The organism is Kitasatospora sp. NPDC058032 (assembly GCF_042885845.1).
GTDB lineage: Bacteria > Actinomycetota > Actinomycetes > Streptomycetales > Streptomycetaceae > Kitasatospora.
The window spans coordinates 1-24,750 of the sequence record NZ_JBHVRK010000032.1; the positions used below are offsets into that span (position 1 = coordinate 1).

Annotated in this window: 19 protein-coding genes; 11 read left to right on the top strand and 8 right to left on the bottom strand. The window is 72.6% G+C overall.

Annotated elements, in window-relative coordinates:
- Window positions 1-165: 165 nt before the first annotated feature.
- Window positions 166-534 (bottom strand): ATP-binding protein, encoded by a 369-nt coding sequence (locus ACFVUH_RS32735; RefSeq protein WP_387917113.1) that lies wholly within the window; start codon window positions 532-534, stop codon window positions 166-168.
- 305 nt (window positions 535-839) lie between these two features.
- On the opposite strand from ACFVUH_RS32735, the gene ACFVUH_RS32740 reads away from it, so the two are divergent.
- Together ACFVUH_RS32740 and ACFVUH_RS32745 are read left to right on the top strand one after the other, a co-directional pair.
- Complete coding sequence (locus ACFVUH_RS32740; RefSeq protein WP_387917114.1) at window positions 840-1,703, top strand: helix-turn-helix domain-containing protein; 864 nt, start codon at window positions 840-842, stop codon at window positions 1,701-1,703.
- The gene (locus ACFVUH_RS32745) at window positions 1,696-1,887 is read left to right on the top strand and encodes a DUF397 domain-containing protein (RefSeq protein ID WP_387917116.1); all 192 of its coding nucleotides are present in this window, start codon (window positions 1,696-1,698) and stop codon (window positions 1,885-1,887) included. The genes ACFVUH_RS32740 and ACFVUH_RS32745 overlap by 8 nt, the downstream gene beginning before the upstream one ends.
- Window positions 1,888-2,032: 145 nt before the next feature.
- On the opposite strand, the gene dapD is transcribed toward ACFVUH_RS32745, so the two are convergent.
- A complete protein-coding gene (gene dapD, locus ACFVUH_RS32750; protein WP_355376022.1) occupies window positions 2,033-3,022 on the bottom strand; it encodes a 2,3,4,5-tetrahydropyridine-2,6-dicarboxylate N-succinyltransferase in 990 nt (329 codons plus the stop codon).
- Between the two features lie 127 nt (window positions 3,023-3,149).
- On the opposite strand from dapD, the gene ACFVUH_RS32755 reads away from it, so the two are divergent.
- The 3 genes from ACFVUH_RS32755 to argF all read left to right on the top strand — a co-directional run bounded on the left by ACFVUH_RS32755 (window position 3,150) and on the right by argF (window position 8,663).
- On the top strand, window positions 3,150-4,736 hold the full coding sequence (locus ACFVUH_RS32755; RefSeq protein WP_387917118.1) for a 3' terminal RNA ribose 2'-O-methyltransferase Hen1: 1,587 nt from the start codon (window positions 3,150-3,152) through the stop codon (window positions 4,734-4,736).
- Window positions 4,733-7,489 carry a polynucleotide kinase-phosphatase gene (locus tag ACFVUH_RS32760; protein ID WP_387917119.1) on the top strand — a complete coding sequence of 919 codons (2,757 nt, stop codon included), beginning with the start codon at window positions 4,733-4,735 and terminating at the stop codon, window positions 7,487-7,489. The genes ACFVUH_RS32755 and ACFVUH_RS32760 overlap by 4 nt, the downstream gene beginning before the upstream one ends.
- 172 nt (window positions 7,490-7,661) lie before the next feature.
- Window positions 7,662-8,663, top strand: a complete 1,002-nt coding sequence (gene argF, locus ACFVUH_RS32765) for an ornithine carbamoyltransferase (protein ID WP_387917121.1) — start codon at window positions 7,662-7,664, stop codon at window positions 8,661-8,663.
- 27 nt (window positions 8,664-8,690) lie between these two features.
- Here the strand turns inward: argF and ACFVUH_RS32770 are convergent, their stop codons facing one another.
- The 4 genes from ACFVUH_RS32770 to ACFVUH_RS32785 all read right to left on the bottom strand — a co-directional run bounded on the left by ACFVUH_RS32770 (window position 8,691) and on the right by ACFVUH_RS32785 (window position 11,568).
- Window positions 8,691-9,245 carry a superoxide dismutase family protein gene (locus ACFVUH_RS32770; RefSeq protein ID WP_387917123.1) on the bottom strand — a complete coding sequence of 185 codons (555 nt, stop codon included), beginning with the start codon at window positions 9,243-9,245 and terminating at the stop codon, window positions 8,691-8,693.
- Between the two features lie 78 nt (window positions 9,246-9,323).
- Window positions 9,324-9,731: a type II toxin-antitoxin system VapC family toxin gene (locus ACFVUH_RS32775; protein WP_387917125.1), complete on the bottom strand. Its 408-nt coding sequence runs from the start codon at window positions 9,729-9,731 to the stop codon at window positions 9,324-9,326.
- A 41-nt stretch (window positions 9,732-9,772) separates the two neighbouring features.
- A complete protein-coding gene (locus ACFVUH_RS32780) occupies window positions 9,773-10,903 on the bottom strand; it encodes a hypothetical protein (protein WP_387917127.1) in 1,131 nt (376 codons plus the stop codon).
- Between the two features lie 128 nt (window positions 10,904-11,031).
- Window positions 11,032-11,568: a SigE family RNA polymerase sigma factor gene (locus tag ACFVUH_RS32785; protein WP_355376004.1), complete on the bottom strand. Its 537-nt coding sequence runs from the start codon at window positions 11,566-11,568 to the stop codon at window positions 11,032-11,034.
- 341 nt (window positions 11,569-11,909) lie between these two features.
- On the opposite strand from ACFVUH_RS32785, the gene acnA reads away from it, so the two are divergent.
- Entirely contained in the window at window positions 11,910-14,573 is a 2,664-nt protein-coding gene (gene acnA, locus ACFVUH_RS32790) for an aconitate hydratase AcnA (protein WP_387917129.1), read from the top strand.
- A 204-nt stretch (window positions 14,574-14,777) separates the two neighbouring features.
- Complete coding sequence (locus tag ACFVUH_RS32795; RefSeq protein ID WP_387917131.1) at window positions 14,778-16,124, top strand: glycoside hydrolase family 18 protein; 1,347 nt, start codon at window positions 14,778-14,780, stop codon at window positions 16,122-16,124.
- A gap of 93 nt (window positions 16,125-16,217) precedes the next feature.
- Here the strand turns inward: ACFVUH_RS32795 and pepN are convergent, their stop codons facing one another.
- On the bottom strand, window positions 16,218-18,812 hold the full coding sequence (gene pepN / locus ACFVUH_RS32800; RefSeq protein ID WP_387917133.1) for an aminopeptidase N: 2,595 nt from the start codon (window positions 18,810-18,812) through the stop codon (window positions 16,218-16,220).
- Between the two features lie 254 nt (window positions 18,813-19,066).
- Between pepN and ACFVUH_RS32805 the strand changes: the two genes are divergently transcribed.
- Window positions 19,067-19,717, top strand: coding sequence for a DsbA family protein (locus ACFVUH_RS32805; RefSeq protein WP_355375992.1), 651 nt, complete (start codon window positions 19,067-19,069; stop codon window positions 19,715-19,717).
- 77 nt (window positions 19,718-19,794) lie between these two features.
- Here ACFVUH_RS32805 and ACFVUH_RS32810 read toward each other — a convergent pair whose 3' ends face one another.
- Window positions 19,795-21,210: an amino acid permease gene (locus ACFVUH_RS32810; protein ID WP_387917134.1), complete on the bottom strand. Its 1,416-nt coding sequence runs from the start codon at window positions 21,208-21,210 to the stop codon at window positions 19,795-19,797.
- A 301-nt stretch (window positions 21,211-21,511) separates the two neighbouring features.
- Here ACFVUH_RS32810 and ACFVUH_RS32815 point away from each other — a divergent pair, with 301 nt between their 5' ends.
- From ACFVUH_RS32815 to ACFVUH_RS32825, 3 genes are all read left to right on the top strand, one after another.
- Window positions 21,512-22,111 carry a biotin transporter BioY gene (locus ACFVUH_RS32815; RefSeq protein ID WP_387917136.1) on the top strand — a complete coding sequence of 200 codons (600 nt, stop codon included), beginning with the start codon at window positions 21,512-21,514 and terminating at the stop codon, window positions 22,109-22,111.
- Window positions 22,112-22,215: 104 nt separating this feature from the next.
- Entirely contained in the window at window positions 22,216-22,707 is a 492-nt protein-coding gene (locus tag ACFVUH_RS32820; RefSeq protein WP_355375987.1) for a ribose-5-phosphate isomerase, read from the top strand.
- A gap of 360 nt (window positions 22,708-23,067) precedes the next feature.
- Complete coding sequence (locus ACFVUH_RS32825) at window positions 23,068-24,204, top strand: PP2C family protein-serine/threonine phosphatase (protein ID WP_380689232.1); 1,137 nt, start codon at window positions 23,068-23,070, stop codon at window positions 24,202-24,204.
- The last annotated feature ends 546 nt before the right edge of the window (window positions 24,205-24,750 follow it).

The window sequence follows — 24,750 nt, forward strand, 5'->3', positions numbered from 1 at the left end:
TGGCGAGGGTGGTGTCGCCGAGGTGGACGGTGGTGCCGTCGACGGTGGCGGAGCCCCACCGGATGCCGAAGGGCTCGCCGCGCTCGTGGAGTTCGTGGAGGAGGGAGGTGATCTCGGGTTCGGTGTAGGTGCGGAGGTAGGGGTCGTGCGGGGGGATGGGGAGGTTCACGCGGCGGCGTCCAGCTCGAACCAGGTGACCTTGCCGGTCTTGGTGGGGGTGGTGCCGAAGCGGTGGGTGAGGGCGCGGATGAGGTGGAGGCCGCGTCCGGAGGTCGCGTAGGGGTCGGTGGGCGTGCGGGGTTCGGGCGGCAGGTCGGGGCAGTCGTCGCAGACGGCGACGCGCAGGGTGGTGGGCCGGAGGAAGACGAGGACGGACGGTGCCGGAGAGCCGGCGTGCTGCCAGGCGTTGATGTACAGCTCGTGGAAGGCGAGTTCGGCGTCGGCGATGGTGTCCGGCGGCCAGCCGGCGGAGCGGAGGTTGGCGCGGAGTTCGGCGCGGAAGGTGGAGCAGTCGGGCGGGTTGAGGGCACGCATGGGAGACCTCCATGGGGAGAGGCAGGGAGGGAGGGGAGGAGAGAAACGTCGACGGATGCGTCGCCGTGAACGAGGCCAGCCCGGACCTGGCTGCTCTGCGGTGCGAAGTGGGCAGCATGCGCCTACTGCCCAGGGAACAAGCGTTACTGACGATCAGTCGGATCGTTGTGAGATAGACCGTAGCTCACGCAACCTCTATTTATAGGTTGCGGCGAGAAAGTTCTCCCTATCGTGTAGTCGGCTCCCAGATGGACCCGCTCGCTGCCCGCGCGGCAGACTGATCCAGCACCGGTAGAGAGGACGTCATGGCCCTTCGCTCCAACCCGACCCTCCGTCAGCGGCGCCTCGGAAGCGAGCTGAGACGGATGAGAGAGCAGGCCGGCCTCGGCAGTAGTGAGCTCGCCCGGAAGCTCGGCATCAGTCCCGCTCAGATGACGCAGATGGAGATGGCGAAGATCGGCGTCAGCCCCGAGCGACTGCGGACGGTTGCCTCAGCGTGCGGGTGTGCCAACGAGCCACTCATCGATGCCCTCGCACGCATGGCTTCGGAACGTGGCAAGGGCTGGTGGGAGGAGTACCGCGGTGTTCTGACCATCGACTTTCTTGAGGTCGCCGAGCTTGAGGCCCATGCTGAGCGACTGACCTTCTGCACCACCGCCTACATCCCCGGCCTGCTCCAGACCCGCGCCTACGCGTCGGCAGTGTTCGCCCGGTTGTTCCCGCCGCTGCCGCCGCAGGAGATCGAAGCAAGGACCGCCTTCAGGATCCGACGGCAGGAGATCGTGCGCTCTGGCACCGTGCCTTTGCGGACGTTCGTCCATGAGGCCGCACTTCGGATGCAGTTCGGAGGTCCTGCGGTGCTCGTTGACCAGCTCGGCGCCTTGATCGACGACTCCGAGCAGTCAGGAATCTCGGTGAGGGTGGTGCCGTTCGCGCTCGACACCTTCCCGGGGTCCGGCGAGAACCTGACCTTTGCCGAAGGCCCTGTCCCTGAGCTCGACACCATTGAGATGGACGTATCCCAAGGCGCGCTCTTCTTCGACTCGCAAGCTGACTTGGCCAAGCATCGAGTCATCTTCTCGCGTCTCGATTCCACTGCTCTCTCCGAAGAGGAATCGCGCGAGTTCATCCGATCCGTTATGAAGGAAGTGAAGGCTGCCGATGTCTAGCTCGGAGTGGCAGAAGTCCAGCTACAGCGCATCGAACAACGAGTGCGTCGAGGCGCGTGCAGGGGCTGGAGCGGTCGAACTGCGTGAATCCGATGACCCTGCCACGGTCCTGTGTGCGGGCCCGGCCGCTTTTGCGGGCCTTCTCGCCAGCATCAAGGCTGGTGAACTCGACGATCGTGTCTGACCCGGGTGGCCCTCGCTCGACCGGAGCGAGGGCCACCCAGCACAGTGGTTGGTGGGGTGGCGGGGTTCGAGCAGGTCTCGAAGCCCGTCACCGGCAACGGAGCGGGAAGTCGGTTGACCGGACTTCCCGCTCCGTTGCGTGTGGGTCAGTTGTGGGCGTGGAGGTCGGCGTTGAGGCCGCCCCAGGAGCCGGTGCGGGCGATGACCTCGACGGCGCCGGTCTGGGAGTTGCGGCGGAAGAGGAGGTTGTCCTGGCCGGACAGCTCGACGGCCTTGGCCACGGTGCCGTCCGGGGTGGTGACCCGGGTGCCGGCGGTGACGTAGAGGCCGGCCTCGACGACGCAGTCGTTGCCGAGGGAGATGCCGATGCCCGCGTTGGCGCCGAGCAGGCAGCGCTCGCCGACGGAGACGACCTGCTTGCCGCCGCCCGACAGGGTGCCCATGATCGAGGCGCCGCCGCCGATGTCGCTGTGGTCGCCGACCAGGACGCCCGCGCTGATCCGGCCCTCGACCATCGAGGTGCCGAGGGTGCCGGCGTTGAAGTTGACGAAGCCCTCGTGCATCACGGTGGTCCCCACGGCGAGGTGCGCGCCGAGGCGGACGCGGTCCGCGTGGGCGATGCGCACGCCGGACGGCGCGACGTAGTCGGTCATCCGCGGGAACTTGTCGATGCCGTAGACGGCGAGCTGCCCGCCCTGGGCGCGCACGGCCAGCCGGGCCTGCTCGACCTTGTCCACCGGAACCGGGCCGATGCTGGTCCACGCCACGTTGGCCAGCAGGCCGAAGATGCCGTCGAGGCTCAGGCCGTGCGGCCGCACCAGGCGGTGGCTGAGCAGGTGCAGACGCAGGTAGGCGTCGTGCGCGTCGAGCGGCTTCTCGTCCAGCGAGGCGATGGTGGTGCGCACGGCGACCACCTCGACGCCGCGGCGGGCGTCGGCGCGCAGCGCCTCGGCGGCGCCCGCGCCCAGCTCGGCCTCGGCCTGCTCGGCGGTCAGGAGGACGGTCCCGGCCGGGCCGGCCTCGGCGGTCAGCGCGGGGGCCGGGTACCAGGTGTCGAGGACGGTGCCGTCCGCGGCGATGGTGGCCAGGCCTGCGGCAACGGCGCCGCTCACGGGGGTGGTGGATTCTGCAGTCACATCGTGCACGTTAACGAATCCGGGCCGCCGTTGCCGAACACGCTCACCGTCCGGACCGGCCCCGTCGGCCGCGGGCGGCGACAAAATGCGGTGCCGGTGGAGCCGCTCCTCGGCAATACTCCGACGGGTGTTCATGTCGATCTCCACCACAGGTACCGCCGAGAGCCCGGCCACTGACCTGGGCTTTCTGCTGCACAAGCACCCCGCCAAGGTCCAGCGGTTCGCCACGGCGCACGGCGAGGCGCACGTCTTCTACCCGGAGGCGGGCGACGAGTCCTGCACGGCCGCGCTGCTGCTCGACGTCGACCCGATCGCGCTGGTCCGCAAGGGCCGGGGCAAGGGACGCGCCGGCTCGCCGGACTTCGCGCTCGCCCAGTACGTCAACGACCGCCCGTACGCGGCCTCCTCGCTGCTCGCGGTGGCGCTGCGGACGGTGTTCCGGACGGCGATGCAGGGTGTCTGCGAGGCCCGCCCCGGGCTGGCCGACCGGCCTCGCCCGCTGCGGATCGTGCTGCCGGCCGTGCCGGTCGGCGGTGCCGACAGCACGCGCGAGGGCTCCGCCGCCGCGATGGCGGTCCGCCTCTTCGAGCCGCTGGGCTGGCAGGTGGAGGCGTCGGCGATCCCGCTGGACGCGGCCTTCCCCGAGTGGGGCGACTCGCGCTACGTCCGGCTGGAGCTGTCGGCGGAGCGGGCCCGGCTGGCGGACGCGCTCCAGCAGCTGTACGTGCTGCTGCCGGCGATGGACGGTGCCAAGCACTACTGGGTCGCCCCGGACGAGGTCGACAAGCTGCTCGCCGCCGGGGAGGGCTGGCTGGCCGGTCACCCGGAGCGGGACCTGATCACCCGACGCTACCTGTCGCGGCGCTGGTCGCTGACCCGGCGGGCGATGGAGCGGCTGGAGCTGGCCCGGCTGGCGGAGGCCGACGACCGCGAGGCCGAGGAGGTCGACAACGCGGTCGAAGACGCTTCGGAGGAAGCCGAGCAGGAGCAGGAGCAGGAGCAGAACGAGCAGGGGCAGAACGAGCGGCGCCCGCCCTCGCTGGCCGAGCAGCGCCGTACGGCGATCCTGGCCGCGCTGCGCGAGGTCGGCGCGGCCCGGGTGGCCGACCTCGGCTGCGGGCAGGGCGAGCTGATCGGCGCGCTGCTGAAGGACGCGGGCTTCACCGAGGTGCTGGGCGTGGACGTGTCGGTGCGGGCGCTGTCCACGGCGGCCCGCCGGCTGCGGCTGGACCGGATGCCGGAGCGTCAGGCGAAGCGGGTGCGGCTGGTCCAGGGCGCGCTGACCTACACGGACGAGCGGCTGAAGGGCTTCGACGCGGCCGTGCTCTGCGAGGTGATCGAGCACCTGGACCTGCCGCGGCTGCCCGCCCTGGAGTACGCCGTGTTCGGCGCGGCCCGGCCGCCCGCGGTGGTCGTGACGACGCCGAACGCCGGGTACAACGTCCGGTGGGAGAGCCTGCCGGCCGGCCGCCTCCGGCACGCCGACCACCGCTTCGAGTGGGACCGTGCCGAGTTCCGCGCCTGGGCCGAACGGGTCGCCGCCGCGTACGGCTACACGGTGGACATCCGCCCGGTCGGCCCGCAGGACGACGAGGTGGGCGCCCCGACCCAGCTCGCCCTGTTCCGCCTCGGTGACCGGGCGAGCGAAGGCGAGAAGACGGCCACCGCGGCCACCACGGACAGCACGACGCCCGAAGGGGGCGAGACCCGATGACCGACGAGACCGACGCGACCCAGCCCGCCGACGCCGCAGCGACTGCAGCGACCGAACCGACCGCAGCGACCGAACCGGCCGCGCCGACCGAACCGACGGCACCGGCCACGCCGCCCGCTCCCCGCCGCCTGCCGGTGACGGACGTCTCCCTGGTCGTGCTGATCGGCACCAGCGGCGCCGGCAAGTCCAGCTTCGCCCGCAAGCACTTCCTGCCCACCCAGGTCGTCTCCTCGGACTTCTGCCGCGGCCTGGTGGCCGACGACGAGAACGACCAGTCCGCCTCCGCCGAGGCCTTCGACGTGCTCCACTACATCGTCGGCAAGCGCCTCGCCGCCGGCCGGCTGACCGTCGTGGACGCCACCAACGTCCAGCCGGAGGCCCGCCGGCAGCTGGTCCGGATCGCCCGCGAGCACGACGTGCTGCCGATCGCCATCGTGCTGGACGTCCCGCCGGGCGTCTGCGCCGAGCGCAACCGCTCCCGCCCGGACCGTCAGCTGCCCGCCCACGTGGTGCCGCGCCAGCACCGCGAGCTGCGCCGCTCCCTGCGCGGCCTGGAGCGCGAGGGCTTCCGCAAGGTGCACATCCTGCGCGGCGCGGCCGAGGTCGAGACCGCCGAGATCGTGCCGGAGAAGCGCTTCAACGACCTGCGCCACCTCACCGGCCCGTTCGACATCGTCGGCGACATCCACGGCTGCCGCGCGGAGCTGGAGACCCTGCTCACCCGCCTCGGCTGGACGCTGGTGCGCGACGACGCCGGGCGACCGGTGGACGCGGTGCACCCGGACGGGCGGACGGCCGTCTTCGTCGGCGACCTGGTGGACCGCGGGCCGGACACGCCGGGCGTGCTGCGCCTGGTGATGGGCATGGTGGCGGCGGGACACGCGATCTGCGTACCGGGCAACCACGAGAACAAGCTCGGCCGCGCGATGAGCGGTCGCAAGGTCACCGTCTCGCACGGCCTCCAGGAGTCGCTGGACCAGCTGGCGGGCGAGTCCGAGGAGTTCCGGGCCGAGGTCCGGGCGTTCATCCGCGACCTGGTCAGCCACTACCTGCTGGACGGCGGCGCCCTCGTGGTCTGCCACGCCGGCCTGCCGGAGAAGTACCACGGCCGGGCCTCCGGCCGGGTGCGCTCGCACGCCCTGTACGGGGACACCACCGGCGAGACCGACGAGTACGGCCTGCCGGTGCGCTACCCGTGGGCGGAGGAGTACCGGGGCCGGGCGCTGGTGGTCTACGGCCACACACCGGTTCCGACGGCGAGCTTCCTCAACAACACCATCTGCCTGGACACCGGCTGCGTCTTCGGCGGCAGCCTGACCGCGCTGCGCTACCCGGAGCGGGAGCTGGTCACTGTCGAGGCCGAGCGGGAGTGGTACGCGCCGGTGCGGCCGATGCACACGGACGCGCCGGGCGCCCGCGAGGGCCGTCCGCTCGACCTCGCCGACGTGGCGGGCCGCCGGGTGGTGGAGACCTCGCTGCACGGCCGGGTCGCGGTCCGGGAGGAGAACGCGGCGGCGGCCCTGGAGGTGATGAGCCGGTTCGCGATCGACCCCCGGCTGCTCGCCTACCTGCCGCCGACCATGGCGCCGAGCGCGACCTCGGGCCGGCCCGGCTACCTGGAGCACCCCGACGAGGCCTTCGCCGCCTACCGGGCGGACGGTGTCGAGCGGGTGGTCTGCGAGGAGAAGCACATGGGCTCCCGCGCGGTGGTGCTGGTGGCGCGGGACGGCGCGGGGCTGGAGAAGCGGTTCGGGTCGGCCGTCCCGGGCGCGATCTGGACCCGCACCGGCCGGGCCTTCCTCGGGGACGAGGCGCTCACCGCCGCGGTGCTGGACCGGCTGCGGGCGGCGGCCGAGCGGTCCGGGCTGTTCGAGGAGCTGCGCACCGACTGGCTGCTGCTGGACGCCGAGCTGATGCCGTGGTCGCTGAAGGCCGTCGAGCTGCTGCGTCGTCAGTACGCGGCGGTCGGCGCCGCGGCGGGCGCGGCGCTGCCGGAGGTGCTGGCCGCGCTGGAGCGGGCGGGCGGGCGCGGGCTGGACGTGGCCGAGCTGACCGGGCGCCAGCGGCGGCGCGCCGCCGACGCGCAGGCGTTCACCGAGGCGTACCGGCGGTACTGCTGGCCGACCGAGGGGCTGGCCGGGATCCGGCTGGCGCCGTTCCAGGTGCTGGCCGCCGAGGGGGTGAACCTCGCGGTGCGTCCGCACGACGAGCACCTCGCCTGGATCGACCGGCTGGTCGAGGCGGACGAGGCGCACGTGGCCGACGCCGCGAACACGGCGGACGCGGCGCACACCGCGGACTCGGCCGACGCGGCGGACCGCCCGATCGCCCCGCTGCTGCACCGCACCGGCCGCCTGGTGGTGGACACCGCCGACGAGGCCTCGCTCGCCGCCGGCGTCGCCTGGTGGGAGCAGCTGACCGCGGCGGGCGGCGAGGGCATGGTGGTCAAGCCGCTGGCCTCGCTGGTGCGCGGCCGGGCGGGGGAGGGCCGGCCGGGCGGGCTGGTCCAGCCCGGGGTGAAGGTGCGCGGGCGCGAGTACCTGCGGATCATTTACGGTCCGGACTACACCGAGCACCTGGACCGGCTGCGCCAGCGCTTCCTCGGGCACAAGCGCTCGCTGGCGCTGCGCGAGTACGCGCTCGGGCTGGAGGCGCTGGACCGGCTGGCGGCGGGTGAGCCGCTCTGGCGGGTGCACGAGCCGGTCTTCGCCGTTCTCGCCCTGGAGTCGGAGCCGGTGGATCCGCGGCTGTAGCGGTACGGGCGGGCGGAGAGGCGGGCGGGCGGAAGGAAGCGGAAGTCGTACGATCGGCAGTCTTGCATAGAAATTCTGAGCATCGTATAGACTTGCTACTTTCCGCCCGTCCGCCCGTCCGCCCGCCCGAGACCGTCACCGTTACTGTCACCGTCACACCCAGGAGCCCGGCATGGCCTTCAACCTCCGGAACAGGCACTTCCTCAAGGAGCTCGACTTCACGGCCCAGGAGTTCCGCTTCCTGGTGGACCTCGCCGCCTCGCTCAAGGCGGCGAAGTACGCGGGCACCGAGCAGCCCCGGCTGCGCGGCAGGAACATCGCGCTGATCTTCGAGAAGACCTCCACCCGGACGCGCTGCGCCTTCGAGGTCGCCGCCCACGACCAGGGCGCCTCCACCACCTACCTGGACCCGGCCGGCTCGCAGATCGGCCACAAGGAGTCCATCAAGGACACCGCACGGGTGCTCGGCCGGATGTTCGACGGCATCGAGTACCGCGGGCACGGCCAGTCGGTGGTCGAGGAGCTGGCCGCCTACGCCGGGGTGCCGGTCTGGAACGGCCTCACCGACGAGTGGCACCCCACCCAGATGCTGGCGGACGTGCTCACCATGGCCGAGCACACCACCAAGCCGCTCACCGAGGTGGCGCTCGCCTACCTCGGGGACGCCCGCTCCAACATGGGCAACTCGCTGCTGGTCACCGGCGCGCTGCTCGGCATGGACATCCGGATCGTCGCCCCGCGCGCCCTGTGGCCGGACGAGGAGGTGCGCAAGGCCGCGCAGGCGCTCGCCGAGACCAGCGGCGCCCGGATCACCCTCACCGAGGACGTCGCCGAGGGCGTGGCCGGGGCCGACTTCCTCTACACCGACGTCTGGGTCTCGATGGGCGAGCCCAAGGAGGTCTGGGCCGAGCGGATCGCGCTGCTCAAGCCGTACCAGGTGTCGATGGAGACGGTGCGCGCCACCGGCAACCCGCAGGTGAAGTTCCTGCACTGCCTGCCGGCCTTCCACGACCTGGGCACGGTGGTCGGCCGGCAGCTGTTCGAGGAGACCGGCATGGCCGAGCTGGAGTGCACCGACGAGCTGTTCGAGTCGGCGCACTCCGTGGTCTTCGACCAGGCCGAGAACCGGCTGCACACCATCAAGGCCGTCCTGGTCGCCACCCTCGGCGACTGACGGCGACCGACGGCGGCGGCCGGCGCGCTACCGCTTCTCGCGCAGGTTCACGCAGGCGACCCGGTCGGCCGCGCCGTGCGCCCCGGCCGGGTCGCCCGCGTGCAGCACCAGCGAGCGCGCCCCGTCCGGCCGGGGCCGCCAGGCCACCGCGGCGGCGGCGGTGCCCGCGCCCCGCGCGTCGGTGCGCAGGGTGAGCCGCAGCTCGTTGCGGTCATTGGCGTACGCGGGGTCGGTGGACGGGCTGACCGGGTCCACCGCGTCCTGGTAGTGCGGGCCGGACGCGGCCGGGTCGGCCCCGCACGCGGCGGTGTGCAGGTGCACCGGGAACACGTGGTCGGCGGCGACCCCGGTCACGCTCACGGTCAGGACCGTCCGCCCGGGCAGCGAGCGGTCCATCACCACCCGGACGTGCGAGCCGTAGGGCACCAGGTCCGGCGCGTGGCTGATCGCGGTCGGCGGGACGAACGCGGTGGCGGGGTCGAAGTCGGCCTCGGTGACCGTGGCCGGCAGCGCGACCGGCGCCAGCAGGGCGAACGGGAGCAGCGCGGCGGTGAACGGGGCGGCGGCGAGCGGAGCGGGCATCGGCGAACCTCTTCGAGTGGGGGGCAGGAGGCCGGACGCCCCGTTCAACGCCGCACGCCGCCCCCGGACACGCTCCGGCTACCCGTCCGCCCGCCGGATCCCCCGGATCTCGCAGCGCGGTCCGCTGGCCCGCATCAGCCGCAGGTCGGCCGTGACCAGCGGCGCCCCGAACCGCTCCGCCACCGCCACGTACGCGGCGTCGTCCGGGGTGAGGTTGTCCTTCAGCTCCCAGATCCGCCCGAGCAGCGGCTCGACCGGGACCTTCCGGATCGCCAGCCCCGGCAGTGCGGCGGCGAGCTCGCCGACCCGTTCGGCGCTGAGCTCGCGCGCCAGGTAGAGGCCGCGCAGTGACTGCATCACCTCGATGACGACGTGCTCGGGCGCCACCCACTCGCCGCCCGCGGCCAGCTCGGCCCGGGCCGCTTCCCCGCGCTCACCCTCGTCGGCCAGCGCCAGCACCAGCGCGGACGCGTCCACCACGATCATCGGTCGGCCCCCGTATCCGTTCCCGGCCTCTCACGTGCGGCTCACCGTACCGGTGTCGGCACGCCGGTCGGGGCGGAGGGTGCGCCGGTCGGGGCGGAGGGGGTCCCGGGTTCCGGGTCCTCGTTGTAGTACGGCTGGACGGCCTGTTCGGCCTGCTGCGCCGTCTCGGGGGTGATCCACTCCTGGAAGCGGCCATCCATCGCGATGGCCTTGACCTGGTCGAGGGTGAGCGGCAGCCCGCTGCGGACCTGCTCGGGGGTGTCCGCGCCGGCCACCATCGCCGTGTTGTTGACGTTGACCAGGACCTGGGTGCCGTCCGGGCGCAGCAGGTCGGCGGTGCGGAAGAGCCGCTCGCCCTGGGCCAGCTCGGTGATCAGCAGACGGCCGCCGTCCGGGAGCGCGGCGTCGGAGCAGTACTGGTACTGGTTGGTCGCGTTGGCCTTGGCGCAGGAGTAGCGGTTGTCGAAGAAGGTGGTGACCAGGTCCTGGTCGGAGCCCGGCTGAAAGGTGGCGAGGGCACCGATGCTGCCGTTGTCGGAGTCCGGTTGGGGGGGGAGGACGCTGATGCGGCTCTTGTCGGAGTCCGGTTGGGGGGTGAGGCGGACGCGGAGGCTGCCGTAGCCGCCGGCCATGGTGACGGTGACGGTGGCCGGGCCGTTCCCGTCGTCGTAGAGGACGGAGCCGCTGCTGTCCACGCTGGGCCGGTCCGGTTCGCTCAGGAACATGTGGTCGGCGTAGCGGATCGTCGACGTGATGACCGCGGAGCGGCCGGAGTAGCCGGAGGTGGTGGCGCCGGGCGGCAGGGTCTGCAGCAGGGTGTGGACGGTGGCGCGGCCGGTCATGGCGACCTTGTCCGCGTTGGCCCCGGTGCCGGGACGCTGCTGCTCGGGGCCCGACGTGGGCTTCGGCAGCGGGGCCGGGAACGCGCCGCCCGCCGCGGGCGCGACGCCGGGCCTGTCGCCGGAGTGCAGGCCGAGCGTGCCGCCGACCGTCAGCACGGCGACGGTGGCGGCCGCGCCGGCCATGGTGGCCCGGCGGCGGCGCCGGATGCGGCGGCCGCGCTCGGCGGCGCCGGCGACCAGCGGTCCGAGGTCGGCGCCGACGCCGCCCATCGCCCGCTCGAAGGTGTCGGAGAGTCCCTGGGTGTCCCGGGGGCTGTTCGGTGTGTCCATTGCTGGTTCCTCGGTTTCGTCGGGATGAGCCGGATGAGCCGGATGAGCCGGACAGACGGGGTGGGCCGGATGAGCCGGACGGGCGGAATGATTCGGATGAATCGGGTGCGGTGGACGGTGCGGGGGCCTCAGGAGACGGTGAGCTGCTCGGCGGCCTGCGGCCCGAGCACGGCGCGCAGCCGCCCGAGGGCGCGCAGCGCCTGGCTGCGCACCGCCCCGGCGCTGACGCCGAGTTCGGCGGCGGTCTCCTCGACGCTGCGGTCCTCCCAGTAGCGCAGCACCAGGACGGCCCGGTCCCGGCGCGACAGCTCGGCGAGTGCGGCGAGCAGGGTGACCCGCAGCGCCGGGTCGCCGGCCGCGGGCGCCAGGCCGCCGGGCGGCTCCGGCAGGTCGCCGATGGCGGGCCGTTCGCCGCTGCGCCGCAGCCGTCGGTGGGAGAGGTGGGTGCGGACGAGCACGCCGCGGGCGTAGGCCTCCGGGCTCTCGGCGCGGCGCACCTTGGGCCAGGCGGCGTAGAGCTTGGCGAGGGTGGTCTGGGTGAGGTCCTCGGCGAGGTGCCAGTCCCCGCAGAGCAGCAGCGCGGTGCGGAAGAGGTGCTGTCCGCGGGCCAGGGCGAAGGCCTCGAACTCGGCGTTCTCCCCGGTCCGTCGTGTCCTGCCGATCACGCTGTCCCCTGCCCCTCGCGCCTCGTGGACGGCGGCCGCGCGTCCCCTGTGCCCGGATAGACGCGCGAGCCCGGCGGGCGCGTTACGGGAGGGTCCGGCGGGGGTTCGGGGAGGATGCACCCGGTGGGGGCAGGCTGGAGGTGGTGCCGACGTGGCGGACGCCGCAGCATGCACTATGGTTTATCTCGACATCGAGATAACTCAGCCTTACGATATATCTCGACATCAAGATACTTGCCGAGAGGCGCTCACCGGCGGTGCGGGGAGGGTCCACCCAAGTAAGGGTGACCTTACCAGCGTGGCGGCCGGATACCGCACGAAGCACCTAGAAGGAGTCAGTCGTGTCCGCGAACAGCTTCGACGCCCGCAGCTCGCTGCAGGTGGGCGACGAGTCGTACGAGATCTTCAAGCTCTCCGCCGTCGAGGGGTCCGAGCGGCTGCCCTACAGCCTCAAGGTGCTGCTGGAGAACCTGCTCCGCACCGAGGACGGCGCCAACATCACCGCCGACCACATCCGTGCCCTCGGCAACTGGGACGCCGACGCCCAGCCGAGCCAGGAGATCCAGTTCACCCCGGCCCGCGTGATCATGCAGGACTTCACCGGTGTGCCGTGCGTGGTCGACCTCGCCACCATGCGTGAGGCCGTCAAGGAGCTGGGCGGCGACCCGGCCAAGATCAACCCGCTGGCCCCGGCCGAGCTGGTCATCGACCACTCCGTCATCGCCGACAAGTTCGGCACCCCGGACGCCTTCGTCCAGAACGTCGAGATCGAGTACGGCCGCAACAAGGAGCGCTACCAGTTCCTGCGCTGGGGCCAGACCGCGTTCGACGAGTTCAAGGTCGTCCCGCCGGGCACCGGCATCGTCCACCAGGTGAACATCGAGCACCTGGCCCGCACCGTCATGGTCCGCGGCGGCCAGGCGTACCCGGACACCTGCGTCGGCACCGACTCGCACACCACCATGGTCAACGGCCTGGGCGTGCTGGGCTGGGGCGTCGGCGGCATCGAGGCCGAGGCCGCCATGCTCGGCCAGCCGGTCTCCATGCTGATCCCGCGCGTCGTCGGCTTCAAGCTGACCGGCGAGCTGCCGGCCGGCACCACCGCCACCGACCTGGTGCTCACCATCACCGAGATGCTGCGCAAGCACGGTGTGGTCGGCAAGTTCGTCGAGTTCTACGGCGACGGCATCGGCGCCATCCCGCTGGCCAACCGCGCCACCATCGGCAACATGTCGCCGGAGTTCGGCTCGACCTGTGCGATCTTCCCGATCGACGCCGAGACCATCAACTACCTGAAGCTCACCGGCCGCGACGCGCAGCAGCTCGCCCTGGTCGAGGCGTACGCCAAGGAGCAGGGCCTCTGGCACAACCCGGCGCACGAGCCGGTCTACTCCGAGTACCTGGAGCTGGACGTCTCCACCGTCGTCCCGTCGATCTCCGGCCCGAAGCGCCCGCAGGACCGCGTGATCCTGGCCGAGGCCTCCGAGCGCTTCGCCGAGGCGCTGCCGACCTACTCGGCCGAGGCCTCCAAGCCGACCGCGGTCAACGTGCCCGACGGCTCGACCTACCAGATCGACAACGGCGCGGTCGTGATCGCCTCGATCACCTCCTGCACCAACACCTCCAACCCCTCCGTCATGCTGGGCGCCGCCCTGCTGGCGAAGAAGGCCGTGGAGAAGGGCCTGACGGTCAAGCCCTGGGTCAAGACCACCCTGGCGCCCGGCTCCAAGGTCGTCATGGACTACTACGAGAAGGCCGGCCTGCTCCCGTACATGGAGAAGCTGGGCTTCAACCTGGTCGGCTACGGCTGCGTCACCTGCATCGGCAACTCGGGCCCGCTGCCCGAGGAGGTCTCGGCCGCGGTCAACGAGGCCGACCTGGCCGTCGTCTCGGTGCTCTCCGGCAACCGCAACTTCGAGGGCCGGATCAACCCGGACGTCAAGATGAACTACCTGGCCTCCCCGCCGCTGGTGGTCGCCTACGCCCTCGCCGGCAACATGAACGTCGACCTCACCAAGGACGCCCTGGGCCAGGACGCCGACGGCAACGACGTCTTCCTCGCCGACATCTGGCCGTCCGAGCAGGAGGTCGCGGACACCGTCGCCGCCTCCATCGACCAGGACATGTTCGACAAGGGCTACCAGGACGTCTTCGCCGGCGACCACCGCTGGCAGTCGCTCCCGGTCCCGACCGGCAACACCTTCGAGTGGGACGCCGAGTCCACCTACGTCCGCAAGCCCCCGTACTTCGAGGGCATGGCCAAGACCCCGAGCCCGGTGACCGACATCGCCGCCGCCCGCGTCCTGGCCAAGCTGGGCGACTCGGTCACCACCGACCACATCTCCCCGGCCGGCAACATCAAGCCGGGCACCCCGGCGGCGCAGTACCTGACCGCGAACGGTGTCGAGAAGCGCGACTTCAACTCCTACGGCTCGCGCCGTGGCAACCACGAGGTCATGATCCGCGGCACCTTCGCCAACATCCGCCTGCGCAACCAGATCGCGCCGGGCACCGAGGGCGGCTACACCCGCGACTTCACCCAGGCCGACGGCCCGGTGTCGTTCATCTACGACGCCTCGCAGAACTACCAGGCCGCCGGCACCCCGCTGGTCGTCCTGGCCGGCAAGGAGTACGGCTCCGGCTCGTCCCGCGACTGGGCCGCCAAGGGCACCGCGCTGCTCGGCGTCAAGGCCGTCATCGCCGAGTCCTACGAGCGTATCCACCGCTCGAACCTGATCGGCATGGGCGTCCTGCCGCTGCAGTTCCCGGAGGGCCAGAACGCCGACTCCCTCGGCCTGACCGGCGAGGAGACCTTCTCCATCACCGGCGTGACCGAGCTCAACGAGGGCCGCACCCCGGCGACCGTCAAGGTCGTCGCGGTCGGCGCGGACGGGACCGGCAGGGAGTTCGACGCGGTCGTGCGCATCGACACCCCCGGTGAGGCGGACTACTACCGCAACGGCGGCATCCTGCAGTACGTGCTGCGCAGCCTGATCAACGGCTGAGCACCGCGCTGAGCGCCGAGGAGGCCGGACCGCACCCGCGGTCCGGCCTCCTTCGCTTTGCCCGGACGCCTCCTCGGCTTTGCCGGCCTTTTGCATAGTGCGCCGACCGGGCCGCGCCTCTTGTGCGGTGTGCCCGCGATGGACTAAACCTCTGTTCCAGCTTGGTCCAGACCAATTGACGCTGCTTCAGAGAATAGGTCCGGTATGCCCATTCGCCGCCCCGCCCTGCTCGCCGCCACCACCGTCGCCGCGCTGCTCGCCTCCACCGTCGCCACCGCCACGGCCCATGCCGCCCCCGGCGCCCAGGGCCCCAAGCTCAAGGGCCAGCGGGTCGGCTACTTCACCTCGTGGGGCGCCGACAGCTCCGCCAAGCGCGTCCAGGAGTCCGGCCAGGCCGGCCGGCTCACCGTGATCAACTACGCCTTCGGCAACGCCTCCGCCGAGGGCACCTGCTTCCAGAGCAACGAGCCCGGCCAGGGCGACGCCTACAACGACTACCAGCGCGCCTTCTCCGCCGCCGACTCGGTGGACGGCGTCGCCGACGCCCCGGGCCAGGCGCTCAAGGGCCACTTCAACCAGCTGCGCAAGCTCAAGGCGCAGAACCCGCAGCTCAAGGTCGTCATCTCGCTGGGCGGCTGGAGCTGGTCCAAGTACTTCTCGGACGCCGCCGCCACCGACGAGGCCCGCCAGAAGTTCGTCTCCTCCTGCGTCGACCTCTACCTGAAGGGCGACGTGCCGCAGCTGGCCGGATCCCCGGAGGGCGGCGCCGGCGCCGCCGCGGGCGTCTTCGACGGCATCGACGTCGACTGGGAGTACCCGGGCGGCGGCGGTGACGAGGGCAACGTGGTCCGCCCCGAGGACGGCCGCAACTTCACCCTGCTGATGGCCGAGTTCCGCAAGCAGCTGGACGGTCTGGCCGCCGAGCGCGCCGCGGGCGCCAAGGGCAAGGCCAAGAAGCCCGAGCACTACCTGCTGACCGCCGCCGTCGCCGCCAACGAGACCGTCGCCGACCGGCTGGAGCTGCCCGAGCTGGCGGACTCCGTCGACTGGCTCAACCTGATGACCTACGACCTGCACGGCCCGTGGGAGGGCAAGGGCCCGGCCAACCACCAGGCCCCGCTCTACTCCGACCCCACCGACCCGGACGCCCGCCAGCGCAGCGCCGACAAGGCCGTCGACCACTACGCCCAGCGCGGCCTCCCCTCCCAGCAGACCGTCCTCGGCGCGCCGTTCTACGGCCACGGCTGGACCGGCGTGCCGGCCGGCAACCGGGGCGGCCTGTACCAGAAGGCCACCGGCACCGTGGCGGACCGCTCCTACAAGGAGATCAACGCGCTGCCCGGCACCACCTACGTGGACCGCGACCACGGCGCGTCCTGGAAGTACGACGGCAACACCTTCTACAGCTTCGACTCGGCCGAGGTGCTCACCGAGAAGGGCCGCTACGCCCGCTGGAACGACCTGGCCGGTGTGATGGTCTGGTCGCTGGACGGCGACGACGCGCAGGGCAGCGGGATCGCCGCCCTGGACAAGGGCCTGCGCGGCAAGTGAGCCGGCCCTGACCCGGACATGAGCCCGACCCGGACATGAGAACGGGAGGGCCCGCCGCGACGCTCGTCGCGGCGGGCCCTCCCGTCCGTCCGCTCAGACGCGGTCGCAGGCCTGCGCCCGCAGCGCGCGGGCCAGGTCGTCCCGGCGCTCCAGCACCAGCCGGCGCAGCGCGGGCGCCGCGGCCGGGTGCCCGGTCAGCCAGGCGTCCGCCTCGGCCAGCGTGGCCTCGTCCACCTGCGCCTGCGGGAAGAAGCCGCCGACGATGCGCATCGCGATCTCGATGGTCCGCTCGGCCCAGACCCGCTCCAGCAGCTTGAAGTAGGGCGCGGCGTAGAGCGCGGTCAGATCGCGGTGCGCGGGCACCGCGAAGCCGGCGATGTTGGCCTCGACCAGCGCGTTGGGCAGCTCGTCGGAGTCGATCACGGCCGACCAGGCGGCGGCCTTGGCCTCCGGGGTGGGCCGGGCGGCCAGGCACTGGGTGTGCTGGCGGCGTCCGCTCGCGGTGTTGTCGGCGGTGAGCTCCCCGGTCAGCTCCTCCTCGGTGGCCTGGCCGGCCGCGGCCAGCGCCAGCCACAGCGCCCAGCGCAGCTCCTGGTCGACCTCCAGGCCGTCGATCCGGGCGGTGCCGGCCAGCAGGCCGCGGACCAGGCCGAGGTGCTCGGAGCCGTTGGCGGTCTGCGCCAGGAAGCGGGCCCAGGCCAGCTGGTGGTCGCTGCCGGGGGCGGCGGCGCGCAGCTCGTGCAGCGCTCCGTCGGCGAGCAGCCGGCCGCCCTCGCCGCGCCAGGCCGGGTCGGCGTAGAGGTCGACGGCGCCCTTGGCCTGGGTGTGCAGCGACTGCAGGACGCCGATGTTGGCCTCCCGGCCGGCGAACCGCAGCACCAGCGCGACGTAGTCGCGGGCCGGCATCAGGGCGTCCCGGGTGAGGTTCCAGACGGCGGACCAGGCCAGCGCGCGGGCCAGGTCGTCCTTGATGTCGCCGAGGCCGGCGCGCAGGGTCTCCAGCGACTCCTCGTCGAAGCGGATCTTGCAGTACGTCAGGTCGTCGTCGTTGAGCAGGACGAGTGCGGGGCGCGGGCGGCCGACCGCCTCGGCGACGGTGGTGCGGGCGCCGGTGACGTCCAGTTCGAAGCGGCCGGTGCGCACCAGCGCGCCGTCGTCGTCCCGGTCGTAGAGGCCGACCGCGATCCGGTGCGGGCGCAGCACGCCGCCGTCCTGGAGGACGGCGAGCTCGGTGATCCGGCCCTCGGCGTCGGCGGTCAGCTGCGGGGTGAGGGTGTTGACGCCGGCGGTCTGCAGCCAGGCGGCGGCCCAGGACTTGAGGTCGCGGCCGCTGGTCTCCTCCAGGACGTCCAGCAGGTCGGCGAGTTCGGTGTTGCCGAAGGCGTGCCGCTGGAAGTAGCGGCGGGCGCCCTCGAAGAAGGCCTCCGCCCCGACGTAGGCCACCAGCTGCTTGAGCACCGAGGCGCCCTTGGCGTAGGTGATGCCGTCGAAGTTGAGCTTGGCGTCCTCCAGGTCCCGGATGTCCGCGGTGATCGGGTGGGTGGTGGGGAACTGGTCCTGCCGGTAGGCCCAGGCCTTGCGCTGGTTGGCGAAGGTGACCCAGGCGGAGCGGTAGCGGGTGCCGGCGCCGACCAGGCCGTAGGAGCCCATGAAGTCGGCGAAGGACTCCTTCAGCCACAGGTCGTCCCACCAGCGCATGGTGACCAGGTCGCCGAACCACATGTGCGCCATCTCGTGCAGGACGACGTTGGCGCGGGCCTCGTAGGCGGCGTCGGTGACCTTCGAGCGGAAGATGAACTCCTCACGGAAGGTGACGCAGCCGGGGTTCTCCATGGCGCCGATGTTGTACTCGGGGACGAACGCCTGGTCGTACTTGCCGAAGGGGTACGGGTAGCCGAACCGCTCGTGGAAGAAGTCGAGTCCGAGCTTGGTGACACCGAGGATCTCGTCGGCGTCGAAGTACGGGGCGAGCGACCTGCGGCACATCGCGGAGAGCGGGATGTCCAGCACGGTGCCGTCGTCGAGGGTACGGCTGTAGTGGTCGCGGGCGACGTGGTACGGGCCGGCGACGACGGCGGTGAGGTAGGTGGAGATCGGCTTGGTCGGCGCGAACTCCCAGGTGCGGGCGCCGTCCTCGGGGGCGCCGTCCTCGGCGGTGACGGTCTCGGCGGTGACGCTCACGTGCGGGGCGTTGGACCACACGTCCCAGGCGGCCGGCGCGGTGACGGTGAAGGTGAACGGGGCCTTCAGGTCGGGCTGTTCGAAGGTGGCGAAGACCCGGCGGGCGTCGGCCGGCTCGTAGTGGGTGTAGAGGTAGGTCTCGCCGTCGACCGGGTCGGTGAAGCGGTGCAGGCCCTCGCCGGTGCGGCTGTAGGCGCAGTCGGCCTCGACGGTGAGCACGTTCTCGGCGGCGAGGCCGTCGACGTGCACCCGGGCGCCGTCGTAGGCGGCGGCCGGGTCCAGGGCGCGGCCGTTGAGGGTGACGGCGCGTACGGCCGGGGCGAGCAGGTCGACGAAGGTCGACGCGCCCGGTTCGGCGCAGCGGAAGGCGATGGTCGTGGTGGAGCGGAAGGTGGCGGCCGCGGGGTCGGGGGCCGAGGTCACGTCCAGCCGGACGTGGTAGCCGTCCACGGTGAGGATGCTGGCCCGCTGCTGGGCTTCGTCGCGGCTCAGGTTCTTGCCCGGCACGGCGGTACTCCTTTGTCCGGCTCGCACGGTCGTGCGGTCTTCGCTGGTGCGGTGGTGCGGCGCGCTGTGGTGCTGCGGGGGCATCCTTTCACGCCCCCCGCGCCGGTACCATTGCACAACTCGGGCGGGCGGGCCGGAATCAGTGGCGGGGGCCGGGCGTTGGCGCTCTGGGGGGCGCGGTCCGCCACGGCCGCACGGTCTCCGACGCGCACTTCTCCGATCTTCTTCCCGGACGACTTCGAAGGACGACAGCCGTGACGAACTCCGCTGGTGCCGCCGGCGCCGCCGAGCGCAAGACCGCCGACTTCTGGTTCGACCCGGCCTGTCCGTGGGCCTGGATGACGTCCCGCTGGCTGATCGAGGTCCAGCAGCTGCGCCCGGTGGACGTGAACTGGCACGTGATGAGCCTGTCGGTGCTGAACGAGGGCCGGGACCTCCCGCCGCAGTACCGGGACCTGCTGGACAACGCCTGGGGCGCGGTACGGGTGTGCATCGCGGCCGCGAAGCAGCACGGCGACCAGGTGCTGGGCCGGCTCTACACCGAGCTGGGCACCCGTTTCCACAACCAGGGCCTGCCGCAGAACCGGGAGACGATCGAGGCGGCGCTGGCCGCGGCCGGGCTTCCGGTGGAGCTGGCGGAGGCGGCCGGCACCGACGCGTACGACGAGGCGCTGCGCCTGTCGCACAAGGAGGGCATCACCCTGGTCGGCGAGGACGTCGGCACCCCGGTGATCGCGGTCGAGGGCGCGGACGGCGAGCGGGTCGCGTTCTTCGGCCCGGTGGTGACGCCGATCCCGCGCGGCGAGGCCGCGGCGCGGCTGTGGGACGGCACCCTGCTGGTCGCCTCCACGCCGGGCTTCTACGAGATCAAGCGGACCCGTACCGCGAGCCCGTCCTTCGAGTAGGCCGTCGAGCGGCCGCTCGCGCGGGAGGGGCCCGGTACCACGCGGTACCGGGCCCCTCCCGCGCGTCGCGCCCCGGGTCAGCCGCGGACGGCGTCCCGGCGCTGCTTGAGCAGGCCGGCGGCGGTGAGCAGGACGACCAGCACGCCGGCCGCGTACAACTGCTGCCGGTTGCCCTCGGTGGTGGTCATCAGGGCGAGGATGCCGGCGACGGCGGCCATCGCGACCCAGGTCAGGTAGGGGAAGCCCCACATCCGCACGGTGAGCAGCTCGGGCGCCTCGCGCTCCAGCCGGCGGCGCATCCGCAGCTGGACGACGCAGATGAACAGCCAGACGACCAGGATGGCGACGCCGGTGGTGTTCATCAGCCAGGTGAAGACGGTGGCGGGCCAGAACTTGGCGGCCAGGACGGCGGCGAAGCCGAACAGGCAGGAGGCCAGCACCGCCCGCCGGGGCACCCCGCCGCCGACCTTGGCGAGGGCGCGCGGGCCCTGGCCGCGGCCGACCAGCGAGTAGGCCATCCGGGAGGCGCCGTAGATGTTGGCGTTCATCGCGGACAGCAGCGCGATCAGCACCACGAACTGCATGATCGTCCCGGCGCCGGGCACCCCGAGGTGGCGCAGCACGGTGACGTAGGGGCCGTCGGCGACGACCGCCGGGTCCTTCCAGGAGACCAGGGTGACGACCAGCGCCATCGAGCCGATGTAGAAGATCGCGATCCGCCAGACGGCGGTGCGCACGGCCCTGGCGACGTTGCGCCGGGGGTCCTCGGACTCGGCGGCGGCGATGGTGACGGTCTCCAGGCCGCCGTAGGCGAAGACGGAGGCGAGCAGGCCGACGATCAGTCCGCTGACGCCGGTGGGCAGGAAGCCGCCCTGGCCGGTGAGGTTGGCGGTGCCGGGGGCGCCGGGGCCGAGCACGCCGGCGATGCCGAGCCCGCCCAGCACCAGGAAGGCGATGATCGCGGCGACCTTGACGGCGGCGAACCAGAACTCGAACTCGCCGAAGTTCTTCACCGCGGTGAGGTTGCTGGCGCAGAAGAACACCATGAACAGGGCGACCCAGACCCAGGCGGAGACGCCGGGGATCCAGCCGTTGACGATCTTGCCGGCGGCGGTGGCCTCGGCGGCGACGCCGCAGCAGAGCATCACCCAGTACATCCAGCCGGCGGTGATCCCGGCCCAGGGGCCGATCTCCTTCTCGGCGTGCACCGAGAAGGAGCCGGAGGCCGGGCGGGCCGCCGACATCTCGCCGAGCATCCGCATGATCAGCATGACCAGCAGGCCGGAGAGCACGAAGGCCAGGATGATGGCGGGCCCGGCCGCCGCGATGCCCGCGCCGGAGCCGACGAACAGGCCGGCGCCGATGACGCCGCCGAGCGCGATCATCGAGAGGTGGCGCTGCTTGAGTCCGTGCGAGAGCTGCTGCCCGCCGGCCGGGGGAGCGGACTCGGTTGCGGTGGTCCCGGGCGCGGGGGGCGCGGAGGTGGGGGCCATGGGAGGTGGATCCAGACTGTTCGACATGCGGTGCGAGCTGTCCAATATCCGGTGACACGACTGGGCATGCCAAGAATGTCCGGTTCGGGACCAGCATGCGGACCCCATCGTGACATTCGGACCCCGGATGCTCACGCTCCGTCGCCCCGGTGGGTCGGGACCCGACAAGGAGTCCGGCCGGGGGTTTGTCCGGATCCCTGACGGTGTTCGGCGTGATCGCCGCGTAGGTTCAGAGTGATCACTCACTTGATCCGCTGATCCTTCGATCGTCCGGATCCCCACCGTGCCGAGGAGAAGCCCGATGGCCACCGCCAGCACCCCCGTTCCGAGCCGCGCCGTCCTCGCCGACCTGCTGCCCGCCGCCGGCAGCCGCCTCGGCGGCCAGGCGCGCGACCTCGCCCTGGTCGCCGGCGGCGCCGCGCTCACCGGCCTGGCCGCCCAGCTGTCGGTGAACGTCCCCGGCTCCCCGGTGCCGGTCACCGGCCAGACCTTCGCCGCCCTGCTGGTCGGCACCGCGCTCGGCAGCCGCCGGGGCGTCGCCTCGCTCGGCCTCTACCTGCTGGCCGGCATGGCGGGCGTGCCGTGGTTCGCCGAGGGCTCCTCCGGCTGGTCGATGCCCTCCTTCGGCTACACCATCGGCTTCGTGCTGGCCGCCGGCCTGGTCGGCGCGCTGGCCCGGCGCGGCGCCGACCGCTCGCCGGTGCGCACCGCCGCCGCGATGGTCCTCGGCAGCCTCGCCATCTACGCCGTCGGCGTGCCCTACCTGGCCTTCGCCCTCGACGTCCCGATGGCCCGCGCCGCCGAGCTCGGCCTCTACCCGTACCTGGTCGGCGACGCCCTGAAGGCCGCCCTCGCCGCCGGCGCCCTCCCGCTCGCCTGGAAGCTCCTCGGCCGCCGCTGAGGACCTCCCCCCGTTCCCTTCGCGGCGCTCCGGCCCGGTCCCGACCTGCCGAAGGCGTCGCCCCCTGCGGAGCCCGGGTCCACGCGCATGCCACACTCATGGGCATGCGCGTGTACCTGGGCTCCGACCATGCCGGATACGAACTGAAGAACCACCTCGTGGAGTGGCTCAAGGAGGCCGGCCACGAGCCGGTCGACTGCGGGCCGCACATCTACGACGCCCTCGACGACTATCCGCCGTTCTGCCTGCGGGCCGCCGAGCGCACCGCCTCCGACCCGCAGTCGCTGGGCATCGTGATCGGCGGTTCGGGCAACGGCGAGGCGATCGCCGCCAACAAGGTCAAGGGCGTCCGCGCCGCGCTGGCCTGGAGCGAGCAGACCGCCGCGCTCGGCCGCGAGCACAACAACGCCAACGTGATCTCCATCGGCGGCCGGATGCACACCGAGGAGGAGGCCACGAAGTTCGTGGAGGTCTTCCTCAACACCCCGTACAGCGGCGACGAGCGGCACACCCGCCGGATCGACATGCTCAGCGTGTACGAGACCACCGGCGAGCTCCCGCCGATCCCGGCCCACCACCCGCAGCAGGAGGGCTGACCCTCCCGCCCGTCCCGGCTCCTCCCGGCGGCTGTGCGATCGCTGTGTGATCGGCCACAGCGCGCACCCCGGCGCACGCCGCGCCCGACCGCCCGCGCGACGGGGCGTGCGCCGTCCGGTCGGTTCGTACGCCCCGCGCCCGCACGCCTCCTGACACCCCGGACGCCGCCCGCCGCAATCGGCCGAAACCCGCTGACGCGCCCGCGCCACCGCACCACCGCACCCACCCTGGCCGTCGACGCCGACCGCGACCGCTGGATATGGTCGGTCCCCATGGCTGGCAGAGCGCCGGGCACACCGCCCCAGACGACTGCGACGAGGCCCGGCGCCGCTCCGGCGTCCGACCCCGTGACGGCCCGGTTGCGCAAGAGGCTCCGCCGGGTCCGCCGAAGGCTGCGCACCGCCGCGGTCGACTGGTTCCGCGGCGGCGCCGCCGACTGGCCGGTGCTCTGCGCGCTCGCCCTTCTGGTCCCGCTGCTGATCCTGCTCAACGTCTGGTGGCCCGCCTGGGCCCCGCCGACCGCGCTGGTCCTGCCGATCCTGGCGGCGGCCCTGCTGCTGCGCCCCGGCTCGCTGGTGGTGCTGTACGCGTTGGCCGCGCTCGGCCTGTCCGCCGAGTCCGTCATCCACACCGGCCAGCGGGTGGCCAGCGACCACCCGGAGGCCTACACCTACGGGGTCACCCCGGGCGCCGCCCTGGTGGTCGGCGCCGCCGGGGTCGGCGGCCTGCTGCTGGCCCAGTTCCGCAGCCGGGTCGGCGTGCCCTGGTGGGGCGGCTCGACGATGCTCTTCGACCTGCGCGAGCGGCTGCGGGTGCAGAGCCGGGTGCCCCGGCTGCCGGACGGCTGGCACGCCGACATGGCGCTGCGCCCGGCCGGCGGGCAGTCCTTCTCGGGCGACTTCGTGGTCGCCGACCGCACCGGCCCCGGCCGTCGGGTGCTGGAGGTGGTCCTCGCGGACGTCTCCGGCAAGGGCATGGACGCCGGCTCGCGGGCGCTGCTGCTCTCCGGCGCGTTCGGCGGCCTGCTGGGCTCGCTGCCCGCGCACGACTTCCTGCCGGCCGCCAACGGCTACCTGCTGCGGCAGTCCTGGGAGGAGGGCTTCGCGACCGCCGTGCACCTGGTGCTCGACCTGGACACCGGCGAGTACGAGCTGCTCTCGGCCGGGCACCTGCCCGGCATGCAGCGGCTGGCGGGCGCCGGCCGCTGGGAGGTCAAGGAGGCGCTGGAGGGCCCGGCGCTCGGCATCTACGACGGCGCCAAGTTCGAGGGCGTGCGGGGGCGGCTGAACCGCGGCGACGTCCTGCTGCTGTGCACCGACGGCATGGTCGAAGCGCCCGGCCGGGACCTCTCGGAGGGCATGGACCGGCTGATGGGCGAGGCGGACCGGCTGGTGCCGGGCGCCGGTGCCGGCGGCGGCGCGGCCTCCCGGCTGATCGAGACGGTCGCCAGGGACATCAACGACGACCGCGCGGTCCTGCTGTTCTGGCGCGACTGAGCCGTGCGCAACGGGCCCGGCGCGGTGCGGAACCGGCTGGTGGCGCCCCGCACGACGGGCCTCCCGCGGCCCCTCGGCGGCGGCACGTGCCGACGGCAGCTGCTGTCAAGCCCCGGAGCTGATCTTCAGCCAATTCCGGTACCCCGGAAGCAGAGCGGACCTGCCGGTTCCGGTCCGGCCCGCCGAACGTTTCCCGGCCGCTCAGCGGCGCCCCGCCGAGCATTCGTCAGGATGTCTCGGCTATCGTCTCGGTCGGCGGAAACTCGTCTCGCATCGCAGGATATCGGCGTTCGACCGACTGTCAGACCTTTACGCAATCGGCACGGTCGACCACACTGAGTCCGGGCGGGACTGTTCAGGATTCGGGGGATGGGGGGCGTCACATGCGGCACGACGAACACCGTGCGGTCGTAGCGGGCGGCCACCCCTCCGGCCTCGACGTGCCGGACGATCTGCCGTTCCGCCTCGGGACCGTCGGACAGGCCGGGGTCCGGCTTCACAGGGGTCGTCAGCCGGTGGCGCCCCGCTATGAAACGAGGAAGTGAG